We start from the raw sequence: 15,756 nt of genomic DNA, 5'->3' as shown, positions 1-15,756 counted from the left end.
ATGAGTTTTCTATATCCACGGGCTGTGATGGTCACCAGACCAACACAGCCAACTGGCGTTGGTGCTGTTGCCTATGGCGGTGAGCAACAATCGACAGAAACGCCGGTTGTCGCGACTCCTGTACCAGCCAACATTCAATTGGCAAAAGAGCGTGGAAAGCCTGACGCAAATCTGCCAGCTGATGCCGGAAAGACGCTCTGGAAGGTGTTTATTCCACTGCAAGCGGTAGCTCTTGGCACGATTCTGATGCGTGATGTCATTACTGACGATCTAGGGCAGCGGTATCAGGTAATCGGGCCTTACTGGAATTCGTTGGGTCACAGTTGCGTGTGCGAGCGCCTGGAGACTTAAGCATGTCAAACAAGCAAATCAAGATAATCAGCGACGGAACTCCACAAGGAATGAAGGTATTTGATGTGGACGGCAACCGTATTACAGGTTGTATCACGGCCATCGAATGGCATGTTGATGCTTGCGGCGGTGCAGAAGCAAAAATCACATTTCCAAATCCAGAAGTCGAACTGATTGGAAAAGTGACAAATGGCTGATCTTTCAGATGTTGAAAACGCGCTAGTTACACTGATTGCGCAGACGCTCTATCCGGCTGGCATCCCAGTTGGAGTGAATCCGCCGAGCCCGGTCGCAAATGTTCCTTGCGTGGTGTATGCCGGATGGCCGATTCCAGCTCAGCTGGATGCCGACCTGAAAATAGGCAAGGCGCACGTGTCGGTATTCCCGACCCCCAGCGAGCGCAACACAACACGCTATCCGAAGAAGTGGGAAACGCTGTCGATTGTTCCCGCTACGTTGACACTGGCAATCAACGGCCAACAGGTAACGGTAGGTGGCGCGATGCCTTCGCCATTCTCGACACACAACCTGGCGCTGGGAGTTGGCACCAAGAACTATGTCTATTCGGTACAACCGACGGATACGTTGAACAGCATCGCAACCGCACTTGCTGCATTGGTTGCCGTAGATTTCACCGGGGCAAGCAGCGCAGGCGCAGTCATTACGCTGCCGACTGCTGCACATATCAGCCATGCCAGAGTGGGGACGACAGGTACCAGTATCCGTGAGATACGCAGACAGGAGCGTGTTTTTCAGCTTGTTACCTGGAGCGATACGTCAGTTCATCGTGACGCGATCGTTGCTGCGTTCGATCCTGTTCTTGCCGTTACACAATTCATTATGTTGGCAGATGGCACCGCTGCGCGTCTGATTTATAAAAGCAGTCCCATCACTGATAACAACCAGAAGGTCGGGTTGTATCGAAGAGACCTGTTGTACACCGTCGAATACGCGACGACGCAGACCGAAATCGACACGCAAATCATTGCAGTACAGGAAAACTTCAGTATCCAGCCAACCGGAGCGACAGCCCCGATCAGCACTTTCACAATCAACCAATAAAGGACATCAGACATGGCCAAAAACGACCAAACACCCGCTTACGTCTTGGTGGTGGTATTGCCCTTCGGCGACTACCAGCGCGGTGACCGCATCACCGACCAGCCAACCATCGATAAGGTGCTGGCTGGCGAAAACGCCCATCACTGCCACAAAGTCGCCGCATAACCGTTTCACTTAACCACACGAAGGCCGCTGCACGCGGCCTTTTTCTTTTTCAGGAGGCAAAAACATGCTTTTCCAGCTAGGGCAACTCAATGCAACGGCACTGCAGGCGCCGGGCGTCTATCCGCAGATCGTCCCGCCGAAGAATCGCTATATCAACGGCGTGCCGACAGACATCTATGCTCAAGTAGGCATCGCCTCTTGGGGGCCAAAAAACAGCCCAATGGTCATCGGCTCACCTTCTGATGCGCAGCGCTTATATGGTGTGCAGCAGGTTCGCAAATATGATCTTGCGTCGGCTATCGCCATCGGCTTCCAAGTCGGCGCATACAACCAGCGTGTTGTTCGCGTAACGGACGGCACCGACAGCGCGGCCACCGTCAACCTGATGGACACCAACGCCACGCCAGCCATAGGCGCGTCTGTAGCGGGTATCTATACCGGCACGGTCGGCAACACGATTACGGCAGGCATCACAGCCGGCACAAAACAAAGCACCTTCAAGCTGACCGTAACACTTCCGGGTTATGCGCCAGAGGTGTTCGACAACATCGCAGGAACTGGCGCGACCTTCTGGCAGAACTTGGTTTCTGCCGTGAACAACGGCCAATCCGGCACGCGCGGACCTTCCCAGTTGGTTGTCGCCAGCATTGGCGTTGGCACAGCAGCCCCGAACGTTGTCACGACCTACACGCTGGCCAGCGGCACAGATGGCACCACAACCCTGACCGATTCGGTCTTGGTTGGCACAGATGGCACCGCACGCACCGGCATGTACGCATTGCGCGGAACAGGTGCGCAAGTGCTGAACTTGGTCGACGTGACCGATCAGACCCAATGGACGGCAATCAACACTTTCGTTTTGGGCGAGGGCATGTACTACTTCGGGCAAGGCCCAGCCGGTGCATCGTATTCGACAGTTGGGACCAGTCTGAACACGGCAGGCGTGGACAGCTACGGCTGCAAGATTCTGGTTGGCGATTGGGAATACTGGCAGGACAACGTGAACGGCCAGTCCCGCATGATGGCGCCGGCCACTTTCGCCGCTGCCAGATGTGCCAGCCAAGGCCCGCACCTTTCGACCCTGAACAAACCCATCGCTGGCATCACCGGCACGCAGCGCGTGAATGCAAACCAGCCATACAGCAACGCCGACATCGCAGGTGTCGTCGCAGCCCGTCTGGATCTGATTAGCAATCCATGCCCAGGCGGCAATTACTACGGCGCACAGACCGGACGCAACTCCAGCAGCAATTCGGCAACGAACGGCGACAACTACACCCGCATGACCAACTACTTGGGCATGACGCTGGCGCAATCGTTTGGCTGGGTGGTCGGTGCACTGCAAACCACCGATCTGCGCAAGACTGCCAAAGGTTCGATGGATGCCTTCCTGTCCAATCTGGAACAGGCCGGCATGATCGGCGACGTGAACGGCGGCCCAGCGTTTGCCGTGCAGATCGACGCGAACAACAACCCATCGAACCGTGTGGCGCTTGGCTATCTGCAGGCCGATGTGCAGGTGAAATACCTGTCCGTGGTGTTCGACTTCCTGATCAATCTGGAAGGCGGCCAGTCCGTTCAAATCAACCTCAAGCAGTAATCCAACCTTAACCCCATAGCGGCCGCCTTGTGCGGCTGCTTCTATTTGGAGGCGCAACATGCCACAAAACGGATATTCCATTGGCCGCGACGTCAGCCTTGCCGTCACTACGTCGAACGGGCCGCTCACGATCAACAAAATCACCGGCTTTAACACAAAGCAGGAAACCAGCAAGCAGAAGGTCAAACGCCTGGACGGCGTGACCGACACGCTGCGCTTCTTCGATGGCTGGTCTGGCAGCTTCGAAGTGGAACGGGCGGACAGCTTGGTCGAGGATTATTTCGTACAACTCGAGGCCAACTACTTCGCGGGCATCAGCGAGATCCCGGCGACGATTCTGGAAACCATCAGTAATCCGGATGGCAGCACGTCGCAGTACCGATACGAGCATGTGATTATGTCGCTGGATGATGCGGGCGACTGGAAGGGCGATGCTTCGGTGAAAATCAAAGTCAGCTTTGAGGCATCCCGCAAAAAGACGGTGGTTTAACACATGGCAAACCTCACACTTAACAAACCATCCGATGCCATGAAAGCGACGGCAGCCGCTGAACATACGGTGGAAGATGCCAAAGGCCGCAAGATCAAGCTGAAAAAACCGCATTTTCTGGCGCAATTCAACATGGTCAAGATGCTGGGCAACGTGCCGTCCGCCTACATTTCAATGGTCAGCCCGCTTCTGTTTGTTGCGGCTATCGACGATGACGCAGTGACCACACCAACGACCCCGCGCGAAGTCGATGCACTACTGACGCGCCTGGATGCCCACGGCTACGCGGCCATAATGACCGGCATCGATGAGAAATTCGGCGAAAACTCCGAGGACGAGAAAAAGGCCGAGGCAGACTTAAAAAAATCCTAAGGAACGACGTTTTTTTCGAAGTTTGCTGGCTCGTTAAAAATGGCGTTCCGTTCGATGCGGCCTTTGAAATGGACGACATTTTCCGCGAGGCGATGGCTATCAACTTCAGCCGCTTCGAAGGTAACAAGTTCAACATCGACCGCCTGAAATGGGAAAAAGATGAATAAGGTGCTGGATAGCTTCGGCGGACTTGCTGAAATGCTGGTCGCTGACAACGTTCGGCTGGTTGTCAATCTGGAAACCGCGATGGGTTTTGCCGCCAAGGTGGTGCAGAAAGACGCACAAGACCGGATCGGCGAATACCAGGCAGAAACCGGACCCTTTCCGGCATGGGAACCACTTGCCGACAGCACCGAAGCAGACAAGGCGCGCAAAGGCTTCCCGCTGGATGCACCCTTGCTACGCACTGGCGACATGCGCGACACCATCGTGACCGAACACAACGCATTGGAAGCCATCATCGGAAGCAAAGACCCGGTGGCCAAGTATCAGGAATTCGGCACAGAACACATCCCGCCGCGGCCATTCTTAGGCCCAGCAGCTTATGACAGCCGCGACAAGGTGCACAGGATCATCGGAAAGACGGCAGCCGCATCGATCGGCGGACAGCCCAGCATCGAGGCGTTCTATGAAATGGAAAAAAGCGCTTTAACGAAAACGTAAGCCACAAATAGGCCGGCAGCCGACAGAAGCAGTCCGGCCAAAGTGGTGAATAGGCCAAGCTGCAACGCCGCAATGCGCTGCCACAGTGGCATCTGATAGCGGAAAAACGGCCGTTGGGTGCTTTGCGGCATGTATTGTTGGCGCGGATATTGAATACCGCGGACACGATCTGCCAGCCAGTCACGCAGCCTAAAAGAGAAAGAGAACCGAGCCATGTTTGATGCCTACGAAGTAGCCGTAAAACTCAGGATTAAGGACGAGTTTAGCGGTGTCATGGGCATTTTGACAAGGCATCTGGTCAAAGCCAACACCCAGGCAGGCGAATTACAGAACAAACTGGACCGTATCGGCCGTCTTTTCAAGGCTGGCGCGCTGACAACCGGCGCAGGTTTCGGGCTGGCGATGACGCTGAAAGCGGCCACGAATGAGGCTGTGCGCTACGAACAGCAGATGAACCGTCTGAAAGCGTTGAACCTGGACAACAAGTTCGGGGGCGGTTCGACGGCATCACTGGCAGCGCAAGCGCAAGCCATCGCCAAAAGCACGGCCGGCACGACCCAGCTGGAAGCGCTGCGCTTGGTGACTGAAACGCAGGCCATTACCGGCGACATGAAACACACGGCAGAATTGGCCCCTGTGCTGGCGCGCATGCGCTTCGGCATGGAAGCCTATATGTCGGGGCAGGGAAAGGGCGAAGGCCACGGCGCGGGTGCAGAGAAGCAGTTCGCCGACATCGTGAAGGTGATGGAAATGCGCGGCCTGATGCGCAACTTCACCAGCGAAAAGCTAGATCGCATGGCCGACCTGTTCGTGAAGAACTATGCGGCATCCGGTGGCATGGTCAAGCCGTCCGACTTTCTGGCCATGATGAAAACAGGTGGTGTCGCCGGCAAGAGCGTGAACGACGACTTCATGTTCGCGCTGGGCCACATCATGCAGGAAAAGGGCGGCCAGCGATCCGGCCAACAGATGATGTCGGCTTATCAGAACTTGGTCGCCGGCAGAACGACGCAGCAGGTCGCCGAACAGATGGCCAAATATGGCCTGCTGGATCCGCATCAGATCAAATACGGCACGACCGGCCACATCACCAAGGTGGCACCTGGCGCGCTGGCGCAGTCGCAGCTGATGATCGACAACCCGCTGGCGTGGCTGAATACCGTGCTGCTGCCGAAGCTGGCAGCCAAGGGCGTGGACATCAACAACACCAACAAGGTGCTGCCGATCATCAACCAGATGGCCAGCAACCGGAACGCCGCCGACTTTCTGGCGCAGCTTTACCTTGAGCGCGGCCAGATCGGCAACTACATGGCGCAGGCGCAGAACGCTATGGGCATGAATGCCCTGTATGCGCAGGGTAAGGGTTCGACGGTCGGCCAACAGATCGACCTGCAGGCGAAGGTCAACCAGCTGGAACTGGAATTCGGCACGGCAGCGCTGCCGTTATTGAAGGCCGCACTCGAGCAAGCCATCCCGCTGGTAAAGCAGATGGGCGAATGGATAGGAAAGCATCCGGACGGCTTGAAGAATCTGGTTTACAGCATCGCCGGCCTGTCCGTTGCCATGATGGTCAGCGGCCCGCTGATGGTCTTGGGCAGCGGCATCAAACTGCTGGGTGTGGCATTGGAATTTGGCGGTGCCGGTGGCGTTGCCGCATCGCTAGGCAGAAGCGCGGCAGCCCTTCGATATTTGGGCGGGGCTGCCGCTGCGCTGGGGGCAGGATACGCAGTCGGTTCAGTGATCCACGACAACCTGTCGGATGCCCACAAAGACCGTGGCGGACACAACATCGCGTGGTTGCTGGCGTTGCTTGGCAACAAGGAAGCACAGGACGCGCTCGATCAGGAATCGAAAACTGTCCGGTCGGGCAGGTCATTTTCAAGCGCCGGCAACAGCGCCGTCTACATGGACGGCAAAAAGGTCGGGGAAATCGTGTCAGGCCATCAGGCCCGCGCAGCTGGTCGCCCGACAGGCGGCACATCTGGCTTTGACGGCAGCATGATGCAGCGCCCGGTCGGTGCAGGATTTAGAGGTTAAGGATGGTCGATACCGTTGTTCATCTTGCTGTCCAGGGCGGCGACGACTTCTATTTCACTTACGCCGAAGTGCCGCAGAAAATCCCATTCGGCGGAAAACAGGCGCTGACCGTGCACAAACTGGTCGGCGGCCGTCGTTCAGTCGATGCGATGGGACCGGACGACAAGCCGCTGCAGTGGTCGGGGATGCTGTTGGGCCAAAGTGCGCTGCCACGCGCCCGCTATCTGGATTGGCTGCGCAAATCGGGTAAGCAATGCGTGCTTACCTGGTCGGAATTGGCCTATCTGGTCGTGGTCGAGAGCTTCGACGCCGACTTTGAACGCTTCTACAAGATGCCCTACACCATCAGCTGCCTAGTGGTGCAGGACTTATCGCAGCCGATCATGGCGACACCATCCCCAAGCCTTGACGACGTGATGCGCGACGACATCACCAAGGCGCTGGCCGCTGGCCAGAAGATTGGCGACGGTCCGCTGACGGGCCTGTTGACCACGCTGGACACGGCAATCAAGGCGGTTAGCAGCTTCGCCAGTGCCAGCACCGCTGCGATCAACAGCGTCACCGGCCCCGTGCTGGCCGTGCAGGGCCGCGTAAACACGCTTATCGGTTCGGTAGGTAGCACAGCCGGAAACATCGGCACGCTGGGCGGTTTGCTGCCCGGTTCGAACGTCACCCTGCAGGCGGCAAAAATCACCAATTCAGCCATCGCAGCCAACCAGCTATCGCAGCTGCTGAACTTGCAGTCGGTCACTGGCCGCATGTGGCGCAACTTGGGGATGGGTAAGTAATGCTGAACGATCCCGGGCAAGCGTCGGCAGTTCGCCAGCCGCGCGGCGTCGTCAAGATCGGCGGCAGCACGTTCAATAGCGACAGTTCGGTGAATGTTGGCAGTTCGCCCATGCGCGTGGATGGTTGGGTCGAATGGCACGTCGACAACAACAACTTTTATCAGGCCGACCGCTTCGAGGTCAGCTTTGCCGTCAGCGCATTGCCAGCGGACCGCGGCATTGATTGGTTTGCGCTGCAGCAGGAAATCAGCGTCGAGATATTCGGTGGTTTCCCTGCTGATCCGGACAACTTCTACGCATCGGAATTGCAAAGCTGGATATATGGCTTCGCCGACGAAGTGGAAGAATCAAAGGATGGGAGAACCATACATCTGCACGGCCGCGATCTGACCGCCAAGATGATCGATGCCAAGACGACCAATGTGTACGTCAACCGCACAGCGTCTGACATCGCCATCATGCTGGCCACAAAATACGGCCTGACGCCGGTAGTGACGAAAACAATCATGAAGGCAGGCAAATACTATGAACTGGCGCACGCCCATCTACATGTGGCGCGCAGCGAATGGGACTTGCTGACTTTTCTGGCACAGCAGGAACAGTTCGTGGTCTACATGCTGGGGCGCGAATTGCACTTCGAGCCGATGCCTGATCTGAATTCAGACCCCTATGTATTCCAATGGGGCGATGCGCCTTTGAACTTTAATGGGTCTACGCTGCGTTTCAGACGCGGGCTGACGCTGGCCAAGGGAATACAGGTCACCGTGCAATCGTTAAACCAGCACGGAAAGCCAATCACGGCGATTTATCCGAAAACCGCGGGCGCAAACGCGCAGAAGTTCAGTTATCGGTTCGCCAATCTGACGCCAGAAAAAGCGCTGCAGAAGGCACAGGCGCTGTATCACGAAATCGTCAGGCACGAAGTCAATCTATCGGCATCAATGCCAGCTGACAACTTATTGACAACGCGCAATATCATCAAAGTTAACGGAACCAACACCGCATACGACCAGACGTATTACCCCGACCATGTGCGGCGCAGCATGTCATTCGATGGCGGCTACAGCATGGAAGTGACGGCCAAGAATCAATCGCCCCAAACGCAGGTGACAATATGATGCAGCCGCTGTTGAACGCCATGCGCCTGCAGGCCATGATGGAAAGCGGCAGCAAGGTTTCGATGCTGCTTGCGGTTGTCAGCAGCTATGACCAGACCAACTACTGCGCCAAGGTGATGCTGCAACCCGAGGGCTACGAATCCGGATGGCTTCCGGTTGCATCGCCTTGGGTCGGTAACGGATGGGGGATGTTCATGCCGCCCACGCCTGGCGACTTGGTGCAGGTTAATTTTCAAGAGGACGACATCAACGCAGGCATCGTCGGGCTGCGCCAGTTCACGGACGCATCGCGGCCGTTGTCTGTTCCGGCCGGCGAATTCTGGCTGGTGCACAAAAGCGGGTCGCTGCTGAAATTCCACAATGACGGTACGACGGAACTGACCAGCAATGGCACGCTGACCGTGAAAGCGCCCGGCATCAACCTACAGAACGCCGGAACTGCATTGTTGAAACTGCTGAACTCAGCCTTTTCAACCTGGGCGCAAAACCATGTGCACTCGAATGGAAACGGCGGCGCAAATACGGGCGTTCCAACATCAACGCCAGCGGCCAACACGCAAACCTCAATCGTACAGGCTGAATAATGGACATCTTCCACCTTTGGGGTAACGACATCGGCGCCGGATCGTCGGGCGACCTTGCGACCGTCGATGGCACCGTGCGCAACCAGCAACGGATCCTGCGCAGGCTGCTGACGAACCCGCAGGCGATCAATGCAGACGGTTCAATCACGCCCGGCGATTATGCCCAGCACCCCGACTATGGCGCTGGCTTGCCGCAGTACGTCGGTGACCTGTACGACCCGTCCAAGATTCGGGCGCGGATTCGCGGACAGATGTTGATGGAATCCTGCGTTGCCAGAACACCTGAACCGCAAATCGACGTGCAGCAGGTCGATCAGGGCATCAGTTGCAACATTCAGTATGTCGACTCGACGACCAATACCCCGCAAGTCCTATCCTTCAACGTGACCCAATAACATGGCGACACTTAATACCAAGACATTCAATCAGCTAGTCAGCGACCAGGTAGCGGCAATCCAAAGCCGCGTGCAGCAGCTGATTGACTTCGCCATCGGTTCGATTCTGCGGTCTATCGTGGAAAGCAACGCCACGGTGTCGCTGTGGTTTCAGGGGCTGCTGTTGCAGATTCTGGCTATCACGCGGGCTGCGACGTCAACGGGCACAGACCTCGACAGCTGGGCGGCTGACTATGCCTTCTACCGGCTGGCCGCGACCTATGCGACCGGACAAGTCACGTTCTCGCGCTTCAATTCAACATTTGCCGCCTTTATCCCGGTCGGCACACAGATCCAGACCAGCGATTCATCGCCCGAAGTGTTCGCCGTGACGGTGGACACCACAAACCCGAATTACAGCGCCACGCTAAATGGCTACAACGTGCCGGCGCTTACGGTTTCAATATCTGTGCCAGTACAGTGCACCACGCTGGGTTCAGTAGGCAACGTACTGGCCGGTCTGTGCAAACAGCTGACCGGATCGATTCCCGGTATCGACACGGTGACGAATGCCAACCCGTTCGTGAATGGTCTGGATGCCGAAACTGACACTGCCTTCCGGGCGCGCTTTGTTTCCTACATCGGTAGCCTGTCAAAAGCGACACGGAACGCGATTGCCAACGCCATTTCCAGTGTGCAGCAAGGGCTGACCTTTACGCTGACCGAGAACTTCAACTATGCCGGCGCCGCGCAGCCTGGCTACTTTTACACCGTGGTGGATGACGGCAGCGGCAATCCGCCTTCTGCCCTGCTGACCTCGATCAACAACGCGATCGATGCCGTGCGCGCCTTCACGGTGACGTTCGGTGTCTATGGCCCTGTGCTGGAAACGGCCACGATCGCGCTGACTGTCACCAGTACCAACCACGCAGCCGACGCGGTGCTGGTACAGGCAGCCATCGCGGCTTACATCGCCACGCTGGGCATCGGCGCGTCGCTGCCCTATACCAAACTTGCCCAATTGGCCTACGACGCATCGCCGACCATTACCAACGTGACATCGGTCACCTTGAACAGCGGAACGGCTGACCTTGCGGCAAGTGCAAAGCAGCGAATCATCGCTGGCACCATCACAGTGAGCTAAGAACATGGCAACAGGCGATACAAATGACATGCTGGGCAGGCTGAACGCTGCGCTGCCTTCCCGTTGGTTCGGCACGTCGTCAACGATTGGCGCGGTCATGTCTGGTTTCGCTGCGATGCTTTCGTGGCTGTATTCGATGTATCAGTACGTCCAGTTGCAGATGCGAATCGCGACGGCATCCGGGGTATGGTTGGACATCGCGGCTTCCGACTTCTTCGGTACCGGACTGCCACGGCTGGCCAATGAATTCGACGACCAATACCGCGCCCGCATCCGGTCGTCGCTGTTTGTCGAACACGGCACTCGGAACGCCATTTATTACACGCTGCTGCGACTGACAGGTCGCGCGCCGGTCATTTTCGAACCGGCCAGACCGGCCGACACGGGCGCATACGGTGGCGCAGGCGTTGGGGCGATGGGGCTGGCCTACAACACGGCCGGCGGTTACGGATCGCTGCAGATGCCATATCAAGCGTTGGTGCAGGCGTACCTGCCATCGACTGCAGGCATTCCGCTGGTGGCAGGCTATGGCATACCGACAGGCGCGTACAACACGGCGTCGCGCGCTGAATACACCAGCCTAGCCAATGCACAGGAAAGCGTCGCGCAGCAGGCGATCTACAACGCCGTAGAAGCCGTCAGACCCGCAGGTACGACGGTATGGGTGGGCACAAGCCCATAAGATCAGCCGACAGATTCTATTTTTCAACAAGCCACCTTCGGGTGGCTTTTTATTTTGGGGGCAATTTTGAACAGACAGATAGTTTACCCAGGACAGATTCCGCAAGACACTGACCTGCTGAACACCAACAAGAACGCGATGGTGGCGATCTGCAAGCTGGCCGCTGCTGCGTTGGGCGTCAATGGTGTGGTCAATGGCCTGGGTGTCGTCCCGACCGGCCCCGCGTCGCTGAACGTGAACGTCAACCCAGGCGAAATCTACCAACTGCAATATATCGACCCGACTTCTTACGGTTCGATCGCTGCCGACACCACGCACCAGGTGCTGAAGCAGGGCATTCTGCTCGATGTGGCATTGTTAAGCTGCCCCGCACCGGGAACGGTCGGCCAGTCGATCAACTATCTGATTCAGGCGGCATTCAGCGAAACCGACACAGGCGCCGTCGCGCTGCCTTACTACAACAGCAGCAACCCGTCCGTTGCATGGTCTGGCCCAGCCAACAGCGGTACGCCGCAGGCTACCCAGCGCACCGATGCGTGCGTTGTTACGGTCAAGGCTGGCGCTGCTGCCACTACAGGATCGCAAACCACGCCAGCACCGGATGCGGGCAATATCGGCCTCGCCGTAGTCACCGTGGCCAATGGTCAGGCAACCATCACTGCTGCAAACATCGTCCAATACACCGGGGCTTCCCTTGTTCCGTCCGATGGTCTTGCCAGTAACGTGGCGCATGCGATCTACACCAAGAGCGTGGCGGGCAATACTGACGTAACGCTGACGGCACAAGAGGCAGCGTTCCCGATCATCACGATCAACGGCGCACTGACCGGCAACATCAACCTGATCGTGCCTGCAAGTTCGCGCCAGCGCATCATCAATAACGTGACCAGCGGCGCATTTCAGGTAACGGTCAAGACCGCCGCAGGAACTGGCGTCGTCGTTCCGCAGGGGTATTGTCTGCCGCTTTTCTGCGATGGCACGAATGTACTTAGTCAGGTCAGCGCTTTGTTGACGCAGGCACAGGGAGATGCCCGCTATGCCGCCCTTGCTGGTCTGTCGACTCAGTTATTCAGCGTCGCAGCAGCAACAGCGGCAGCGCATGCGGTCAATCTGGGGCAGTTCACAACGAATCTTGTATTGGGCACAGCGGGATCAATGACGTTACCGGGTGGCTTAATCCTTAAATGGGGCGTGGCTAACTTAATTACGTCGACGGTTATCACATTCCCCGTAGCATTCCCGACGGCATGCTATGGCGTATACCTGACCGGGCAGGCAGGAACGATCATCGGGGGCGTATCGGCAATATCGGCAGCTTCCTACACCGGTAGCTCATACAATTCGAGTACGCAAGCGGCGACTAGTGGCAACTATTACTGGTTTGCTATCGGAAAATAAGGAGAAGAAATGTACGCATCATTTGATTCGACAGCAACACAGCCAACGCCTGTCACTGGCTGGTATGACGACATGACGCCAGCCTGCAAACTGGTTCCAGCAGCAAATCTGCTGCAACTCACTCAGGCACAATGGGACAACCGGCTGAATACGCCTTATGTGCAGAATGGCGCGCTGGTGGCTGCTCCTGCACCCACATCTGCACAAATATCTGCCCAAGCGTGGTCTGCCTATCAGGCAGGCGCAAAGGGTGCATTGCTTGCCACCGACACAACTGTCGCTCGTATCTCCGAGGCCATCTCGCTCGGGGCGACTACGGCGACCACTGCCGATGTTGTGGCGTTCATGCAGTATCGCAAGGATTTGCGTGCCATTTTGACGCAGGCACAGCCTAAGACGATCCCGACATCACTGCCGACGAAGCCGCCTTATCCGGCAAACACTTAACCAATAACAACATCACCAACCATCCACCCGCCTTGAGCGGGTTTTTTATTGCTGAAAGGGAAAGCATGGGCTTTGCAGAATGGACAATCGTTGGGCTTTTTGTGCTGGGCCTACTCACAGGCGCTATCGGATGGCTTCTGGCGAACAAGGATGCCAAGCAGGAAGAGATGATCAAGGAACTCTTCCTCAAGCACGATGAGGATGCAAAAAAGCTCGCGGCACTGGAAATAGACATCGCCCGAAACTACAACCCGAAGCATGAAATAACGGGTCTGTTCGACAACTTCAAACTTTACCTGAATGAGCGATTCGACAGGCTTGAGCAGGCTGTCGGCGTGGAAAGGCGGCACCATGAGTGACGTAACCCAAACCCACGAAGAGAAGAACACGCTCTCGGTCGATGTGTTCATCCCTGGCCACGATCCGCGCAAAGCCACCGCACTATTCGAAAAGACCCGCAAGCACCTGATCGAGCGCGATGGTGGTCGCTGTTACATCTGTGGCTGCACAGCCGAAGAGACCGGCCATCCCATCGAGGCACATCATTACCCCATCGAACGTTCATTCGCCGAAATGGTGGACTGGTCGGAGGGTTCGCAGATTCGCAAGGACTTTCCGAACTTCGGATGGGGCAGCTTCGATGAGAAGGATCCTTACACCTTCGTGGACGACATGAACGTGAACGGCCGGTTGCTCTGTAAGGCGCACCACATCGGCAAGGATGAGGGTGTGCACGCATTGCCGGAGCCTGTTTGGCTGGCGCAGCGCTACGGCAAGGAAGGCTACAAGTTTTCCGACGTCGAGATCATCCACCACGAACAGGTTTAGCCATGCTGAAAAAACTACTCGAACTCATCACAGGCGACGACAACATCACCTTGGAGCCTGCATACGTTTGGTGGTGTATCGCCGTCATCGTTGGGCTTGGCTTGGAGATTTACTGCACGCTGACAGGGAAAGCATTCGACCTGAAAGCCTACGGCCTTGGCGTTGGGTCGTTGCTGATCGGTGGCGGCGTTGGCAAAAAACTAGGGACTTAAACCATGAACGATAAAGACTACTCCCGCATGTTCCAGTGGTTTCTGCTGGCCGCCTGCTTCTACGCTGGTGCGCTGTATGTCCAACAACCACAGATCGAAACCGGTCTGTGGAAAGCGGGCCACATCACCAGTGGCGCGTTCTTGGGCTACTGGATCGACCGGCACCTGTTCGGGCGGTACAACCACGACGACAAATACGTCCCGCGCGTACTGGCTCGGGCAATCATCGTTGCAGCTGCGATTATTGGTATGGCGTTCGGGCTATGAGGCTGGTCGATCTTGAGCCGCACTGGTTGACGCCAGACGTATTCATATTCCGCAACCCCACGGGTGGCAAGGATTGGCTGACATGCAAGCGCGTAGCGATGTCGACACGCGACCAGCAACGGCTGGTGTGGGGCGATCACATGGACCCAAGAACAAAAACCGAATGGGTTGGCAAGAGCGTCGTGCTGACAACGCCAGATTGCGCATGGCGATTCGAAGGTAATGACTTCAACACGCTGACGGTCACGCCGTCGATTGATGCAAGCGCAAGCGGAAATTGGCACGGCTTCATCACCAACGGCGAAATCAAATGAACAGGGCCATCGCTCAAGCACTGTGCAGTTTGCTATTTTGCGCAAGTTGCATGTTTCCGGCCTTCGCTGGCCAGCCCGCAGCCGCCAAGCAATACCGCGGCATCCTGACGCGCGAGGCACATTTCGTGAACGGGCTGTCTGCACCTGTGCCGATGTACGCCGCACAGATCGAGCAAGAATCCGGGTGGAAAGCTGGCATCACAGCATGGGACGGTGGCAAGGGATTGGCGCAGTTCATGGATGCCACGGCCGGCGACATCGTGCGCACTTATCCCGAATTAGGGAAGCCGGCACCCATGAACCCGACATGGGCGATCCGCGCGCTTGTCCGCTACAACATATGGCTTGGCCAGCGTGTCCAAGCCGTCGATGACTGCAACCGGCGTGCAGCCGCACTGACTGCCTACAACGGCGGCCTCGGCTACGTTCAGGATTCGCAAAGTCGGGCGACTATTCGCGGCCAGTGGTTTCAAGGCGCAGAAACCGTTAAGACACGGCAGAGCGCGGCCAACTTCGCCGCATCTAGGCTCTACCCGCGAAAGATCATATTTGACCGCCAGCCGCATTACGAGGGCTGGGGAACCTACACATGCGAGGGCGTGAAGCCATGACAACCGAACAAGAAGTCGTCGCGGCTGCCAGCGGGCTATCGCTGCGCGCGAAGCTCGAGATTGCCGCGTCGCTGATCTTCTGCGCGATCATCTGGTGGGTCGCTACACCGAAGCCCGCACCCGTTGGACAGTGGCAGCCAGCAAAGACTGCCTCGCAAGTGACAGACGTGCCAAAAACGGCACTTTCTTGCAAGCCGGTCATCGTCTATGAACAGGCAGCCAAGCAAAATCTTGACCTTCCGCCATCGG

The 15,756-nt window shown here is 57.1% G+C and carries 25 protein-coding genes (1 of these 25 running past the window's edge); 24 read left to right on the top strand and 1 reads right to left on the bottom strand.

The genetic code is table 11. The features are described 5' to 3' along the window. The 8 genes from SLIT_RS09580 to SLIT_RS09550 all read left to right on the top strand — a co-directional run bounded on the left by SLIT_RS09580 (window position 1) and on the right by SLIT_RS09550 (window position 4,703). Window positions 1-351, top strand: a complete 351-nt coding sequence (locus SLIT_RS09580; RefSeq protein WP_013030038.1) for a hypothetical protein — start codon at window positions 1-3, stop codon at window positions 349-351. Window positions 352-353: 2 nt separating this feature from the next. Then, the gene (locus SLIT_RS09575; RefSeq protein ID WP_041420837.1) at window positions 354-548 is read left to right on the top strand and encodes a hypothetical protein; all 195 of its coding nucleotides are present in this window, start codon (window positions 354-356) and stop codon (window positions 546-548) included. Beyond that, window positions 541-1,413, top strand: coding sequence for a hypothetical protein (locus SLIT_RS09570; RefSeq protein WP_013030037.1), 873 nt, complete (start codon window positions 541-543; stop codon window positions 1,411-1,413). The genes SLIT_RS09575 and SLIT_RS09570 overlap by 8 nt, the downstream gene beginning before the upstream one ends. A 12-nt stretch (window positions 1,414-1,425) precedes the next feature. Then, entirely contained in the window at window positions 1,426-1,578 is a 153-nt protein-coding gene (locus tag SLIT_RS16110; protein WP_013030036.1) for a hypothetical protein, read from the top strand. 64 nt (window positions 1,579-1,642) lie between these two features. Next, window positions 1,643-3,178 (top strand): phage tail protein, encoded by a 1,536-nt coding sequence (locus SLIT_RS09565; protein ID WP_013030035.1) that lies wholly within the window; start codon window positions 1,643-1,645, stop codon window positions 3,176-3,178. A 58-nt stretch (window positions 3,179-3,236) separates the two neighbouring features. Next, complete coding sequence (locus SLIT_RS09560) at window positions 3,237-3,668, top strand: hypothetical protein (protein WP_013030034.1); 432 nt, start codon at window positions 3,237-3,239, stop codon at window positions 3,666-3,668. A gap of 3 nt (window positions 3,669-3,671) precedes the next feature. Then, a complete protein-coding gene (locus SLIT_RS09555; protein WP_013030033.1) occupies window positions 3,672-4,040 on the top strand; it encodes a hypothetical protein in 369 nt (122 codons plus the stop codon). Window positions 4,041-4,199: 159 nt separating this feature from the next. After that, window positions 4,200-4,703, top strand: coding sequence for an HK97-gp10 family putative phage morphogenesis protein (locus tag SLIT_RS09550; RefSeq protein ID WP_013030031.1), 504 nt, complete (start codon window positions 4,200-4,202; stop codon window positions 4,701-4,703). Here SLIT_RS09550 and SLIT_RS15960 read toward each other — a convergent pair. Continuing rightward, window positions 4,667-4,918 carry a hypothetical protein gene (locus SLIT_RS15960; protein WP_150102988.1) on the bottom strand — a complete coding sequence of 84 codons (252 nt, stop codon included), beginning with the start codon at window positions 4,916-4,918 and terminating at the stop codon, window positions 4,667-4,669. The genes SLIT_RS09550 and SLIT_RS15960 overlap by 37 nt on opposite strands. Before the next feature lie 58 nt (window positions 4,919-4,976). Between SLIT_RS15960 and SLIT_RS09545 the strand changes: the two genes are divergently transcribed. From SLIT_RS09545 to SLIT_RS15265, 16 genes are all read left to right on the top strand, one after another. After that, window positions 4,977-6,740 carry a phage tail tape measure protein gene (locus tag SLIT_RS09545; protein ID WP_041420836.1) on the top strand — a complete coding sequence of 588 codons (1,764 nt, stop codon included), beginning with the start codon at window positions 4,977-4,979 and terminating at the stop codon, window positions 6,738-6,740. A 2-nt stretch (window positions 6,741-6,742) separates the two neighbouring features. Then, the gene (locus SLIT_RS09540; RefSeq protein ID WP_013030029.1) at window positions 6,743-7,528 is read left to right on the top strand and encodes a hypothetical protein; all 786 of its coding nucleotides are present in this window, start codon (window positions 6,743-6,745) and stop codon (window positions 7,526-7,528) included. A gap of 110 nt (window positions 7,529-7,638) precedes the next feature. Further along, window positions 7,639-8,646: a hypothetical protein gene (locus SLIT_RS09535; protein WP_150102987.1), complete on the top strand. Its 1,008-nt coding sequence runs from the start codon at window positions 7,639-7,641 to the stop codon at window positions 8,644-8,646. Then, a complete protein-coding gene (locus SLIT_RS09530; RefSeq protein ID WP_013030027.1) occupies window positions 8,643-9,230 on the top strand; it encodes a phage baseplate assembly protein V in 588 nt (195 codons plus the stop codon). Before SLIT_RS09535 ends, SLIT_RS09530 begins: the two co-directional genes overlap by 4 nt. Next, window positions 9,230-9,625, top strand: coding sequence for a hypothetical protein (locus SLIT_RS09525; RefSeq protein WP_013030026.1), 396 nt, complete (start codon window positions 9,230-9,232; stop codon window positions 9,623-9,625). The genes SLIT_RS09530 and SLIT_RS09525 overlap by 1 nt, the downstream gene beginning before the upstream one ends. Before the next feature lies 1 nt (window position 9,626). Then, entirely contained in the window at window positions 9,627-10,748 is a 1,122-nt protein-coding gene (locus SLIT_RS09520; RefSeq protein WP_013030025.1) for a baseplate J/gp47 family protein, read from the top strand. Window positions 10,749-10,752: 4 nt separating this feature from the next. Beyond that, window positions 10,753-11,430 (top strand): UCP028438 family phage-derived protein, encoded by a 678-nt coding sequence (locus SLIT_RS09515; RefSeq protein WP_013030024.1) that lies wholly within the window; start codon window positions 10,753-10,755, stop codon window positions 11,428-11,430. Between the two features lie 66 nt (window positions 11,431-11,496). Beyond that, entirely contained in the window at window positions 11,497-12,828 is a 1,332-nt protein-coding gene (locus SLIT_RS15275) for a gp53-like domain-containing protein (RefSeq protein WP_049870983.1), read from the top strand. A 9-nt stretch (window positions 12,829-12,837) separates the two neighbouring features. Further along, window positions 12,838-13,275 carry a hypothetical protein gene (locus tag SLIT_RS15270; protein ID WP_013030022.1) on the top strand — a complete coding sequence of 146 codons (438 nt, stop codon included), beginning with the start codon at window positions 12,838-12,840 and terminating at the stop codon, window positions 13,273-13,275. Window positions 13,276-13,340: 65 nt separating this feature from the next. Next, window positions 13,341-13,634, top strand: coding sequence for a hypothetical protein (locus SLIT_RS09500; RefSeq protein WP_013030021.1), 294 nt, complete (start codon window positions 13,341-13,343; stop codon window positions 13,632-13,634). Further along, window positions 13,627-14,103, top strand: a complete 477-nt coding sequence (locus tag SLIT_RS09495) for a hypothetical protein (protein WP_013030020.1) — start codon at window positions 13,627-13,629, stop codon at window positions 14,101-14,103. The genes SLIT_RS09500 and SLIT_RS09495 overlap by 8 nt, the downstream gene beginning before the upstream one ends. A 2-nt stretch (window positions 14,104-14,105) precedes the next feature. Continuing rightward, window positions 14,106-14,315: a hypothetical protein gene (locus SLIT_RS09490; RefSeq protein ID WP_013030019.1), complete on the top strand. Its 210-nt coding sequence runs from the start codon at window positions 14,106-14,108 to the stop codon at window positions 14,313-14,315. A gap of 3 nt (window positions 14,316-14,318) precedes the next feature. Then, window positions 14,319-14,582 carry a putative holin gene (locus SLIT_RS09485; RefSeq protein ID WP_013030018.1) on the top strand — a complete coding sequence of 88 codons (264 nt, stop codon included), beginning with the start codon at window positions 14,319-14,321 and terminating at the stop codon, window positions 14,580-14,582. Next, window positions 14,579-14,896: a ubiquitination-like system serine protease family protein gene (locus SLIT_RS09480; RefSeq protein ID WP_013030017.1), complete on the top strand. Its 318-nt coding sequence runs from the start codon at window positions 14,579-14,581 to the stop codon at window positions 14,894-14,896. The genes SLIT_RS09485 and SLIT_RS09480 overlap by 4 nt, the downstream gene beginning before the upstream one ends. 50 nt (window positions 14,897-14,946) lie before the next feature. Then, window positions 14,947-15,507 carry a transglycosylase SLT domain-containing protein gene (locus SLIT_RS09475; protein ID WP_190272126.1) on the top strand — a complete coding sequence of 187 codons (561 nt, stop codon included), beginning with the start codon at window positions 14,947-14,949 and terminating at the stop codon, window positions 15,505-15,507. Next, window positions 15,504-15,756 carry the 5' end (the start) of a hypothetical protein gene (locus SLIT_RS15265; protein WP_013030015.1) on the top strand. Its footprint extends 323 nt past the window's final position, so the window shows 253 of its 576 coding nt (coding positions 1-253); it begins with the start codon at window positions 15,504-15,506; the stop codon falls past the right edge of the window. The genes SLIT_RS09475 and SLIT_RS15265 overlap by 4 nt, the downstream gene beginning before the upstream one ends.

Origin of the sequence: Sideroxydans lithotrophicus ES-1, assembly GCF_000025705.1 — a bacterium.
GTDB lineage: Bacteria > Pseudomonadota > Gammaproteobacteria > Burkholderiales > Gallionellaceae > Sideroxyarcus > Sideroxyarcus lithotrophicus.
This window is presented reverse-complemented; position numbering and strand designations above follow the sequence as displayed.

Bases quoted from the DNA above. Each gene is read 5' to 3' on its own strand.
- SLIT_RS09580 (WP_013030038.1), top strand. From the start codon at position 1: ATGAGTTTTCTATATCCACGGGCTGTGATGGTCACCAGACCAACACAG.
- SLIT_RS09575 (WP_041420837.1), top strand. From the start codon at position 354: ATGTCAAACAAGCAAATCAAGATAATCAGCGACGGAACTCCACAAGGA.
- SLIT_RS09570 (WP_013030037.1), top strand. From the start codon at position 541: ATGGCTGATCTTTCAGATGTTGAAAACGCGCTAGTTACACTGATTGCG.
- SLIT_RS16110 (WP_013030036.1), top strand. From the start codon at position 1,426: ATGGCCAAAAACGACCAAACACCCGCTTACGTCTTGGTGGTGGTATTG.
- SLIT_RS09565 (WP_013030035.1), top strand. From the start codon at position 1,643: ATGCTTTTCCAGCTAGGGCAACTCAATGCAACGGCACTGCAGGCGCCG.
- SLIT_RS09560 (WP_013030034.1), top strand. From the start codon at position 3,237: ATGCCACAAAACGGATATTCCATTGGCCGCGACGTCAGCCTTGCCGTC.
- SLIT_RS09555 (WP_013030033.1), top strand. From the start codon at position 3,672: ATGGCAAACCTCACACTTAACAAACCATCCGATGCCATGAAAGCGACG.
- SLIT_RS09550 (WP_013030031.1), top strand. From the start codon at position 4,200: ATGAATAAGGTGCTGGATAGCTTCGGCGGACTTGCTGAAATGCTGGTC.
- SLIT_RS15960 (WP_150102988.1), bottom strand. From the start codon at position 4,918: ATGGCTCGGTTCTCTTTCTCTTTTAGGCTGCGTGACTGGCTGGCAGAT.
- SLIT_RS09545 (WP_041420836.1), top strand. From the start codon at position 4,977: ATGGGCATTTTGACAAGGCATCTGGTCAAAGCCAACACCCAGGCAGGC.
- SLIT_RS09540 (WP_013030029.1), top strand. From the start codon at position 6,743: ATGGTCGATACCGTTGTTCATCTTGCTGTCCAGGGCGGCGACGACTTC.
- SLIT_RS09535 (WP_150102987.1), top strand. From the start codon at position 7,639: ATGCGCGTGGATGGTTGGGTCGAATGGCACGTCGACAACAACAACTTT.
- SLIT_RS09530 (WP_013030027.1), top strand. From the start codon at position 8,643: ATGATGCAGCCGCTGTTGAACGCCATGCGCCTGCAGGCCATGATGGAA.
- SLIT_RS09525 (WP_013030026.1), top strand. From the start codon at position 9,230: ATGGACATCTTCCACCTTTGGGGTAACGACATCGGCGCCGGATCGTCG.
- SLIT_RS09520 (WP_013030025.1), top strand. From the start codon at position 9,627: ATGGCGACACTTAATACCAAGACATTCAATCAGCTAGTCAGCGACCAG.
- SLIT_RS09515 (WP_013030024.1), top strand. From the start codon at position 10,753: ATGGCAACAGGCGATACAAATGACATGCTGGGCAGGCTGAACGCTGCG.
- SLIT_RS15270 (WP_013030022.1), top strand. From the start codon at position 12,838: ATGTACGCATCATTTGATTCGACAGCAACACAGCCAACGCCTGTCACT.
- SLIT_RS09500 (WP_013030021.1), top strand. From the start codon at position 13,341: ATGGGCTTTGCAGAATGGACAATCGTTGGGCTTTTTGTGCTGGGCCTA.
- SLIT_RS09495 (WP_013030020.1), top strand. From the start codon at position 13,627: ATGAGTGACGTAACCCAAACCCACGAAGAGAAGAACACGCTCTCGGTC.
- SLIT_RS09490 (WP_013030019.1), top strand. From the start codon at position 14,106: ATGCTGAAAAAACTACTCGAACTCATCACAGGCGACGACAACATCACC.
- SLIT_RS09485 (WP_013030018.1), top strand. From the start codon at position 14,319: ATGAACGATAAAGACTACTCCCGCATGTTCCAGTGGTTTCTGCTGGCC.
- SLIT_RS09480 (WP_013030017.1), top strand. From the start codon at position 14,579: ATGAGGCTGGTCGATCTTGAGCCGCACTGGTTGACGCCAGACGTATTC.
- SLIT_RS09475 (WP_190272126.1), top strand. From the start codon at position 14,947: ATGTTTCCGGCCTTCGCTGGCCAGCCCGCAGCCGCCAAGCAATACCGC.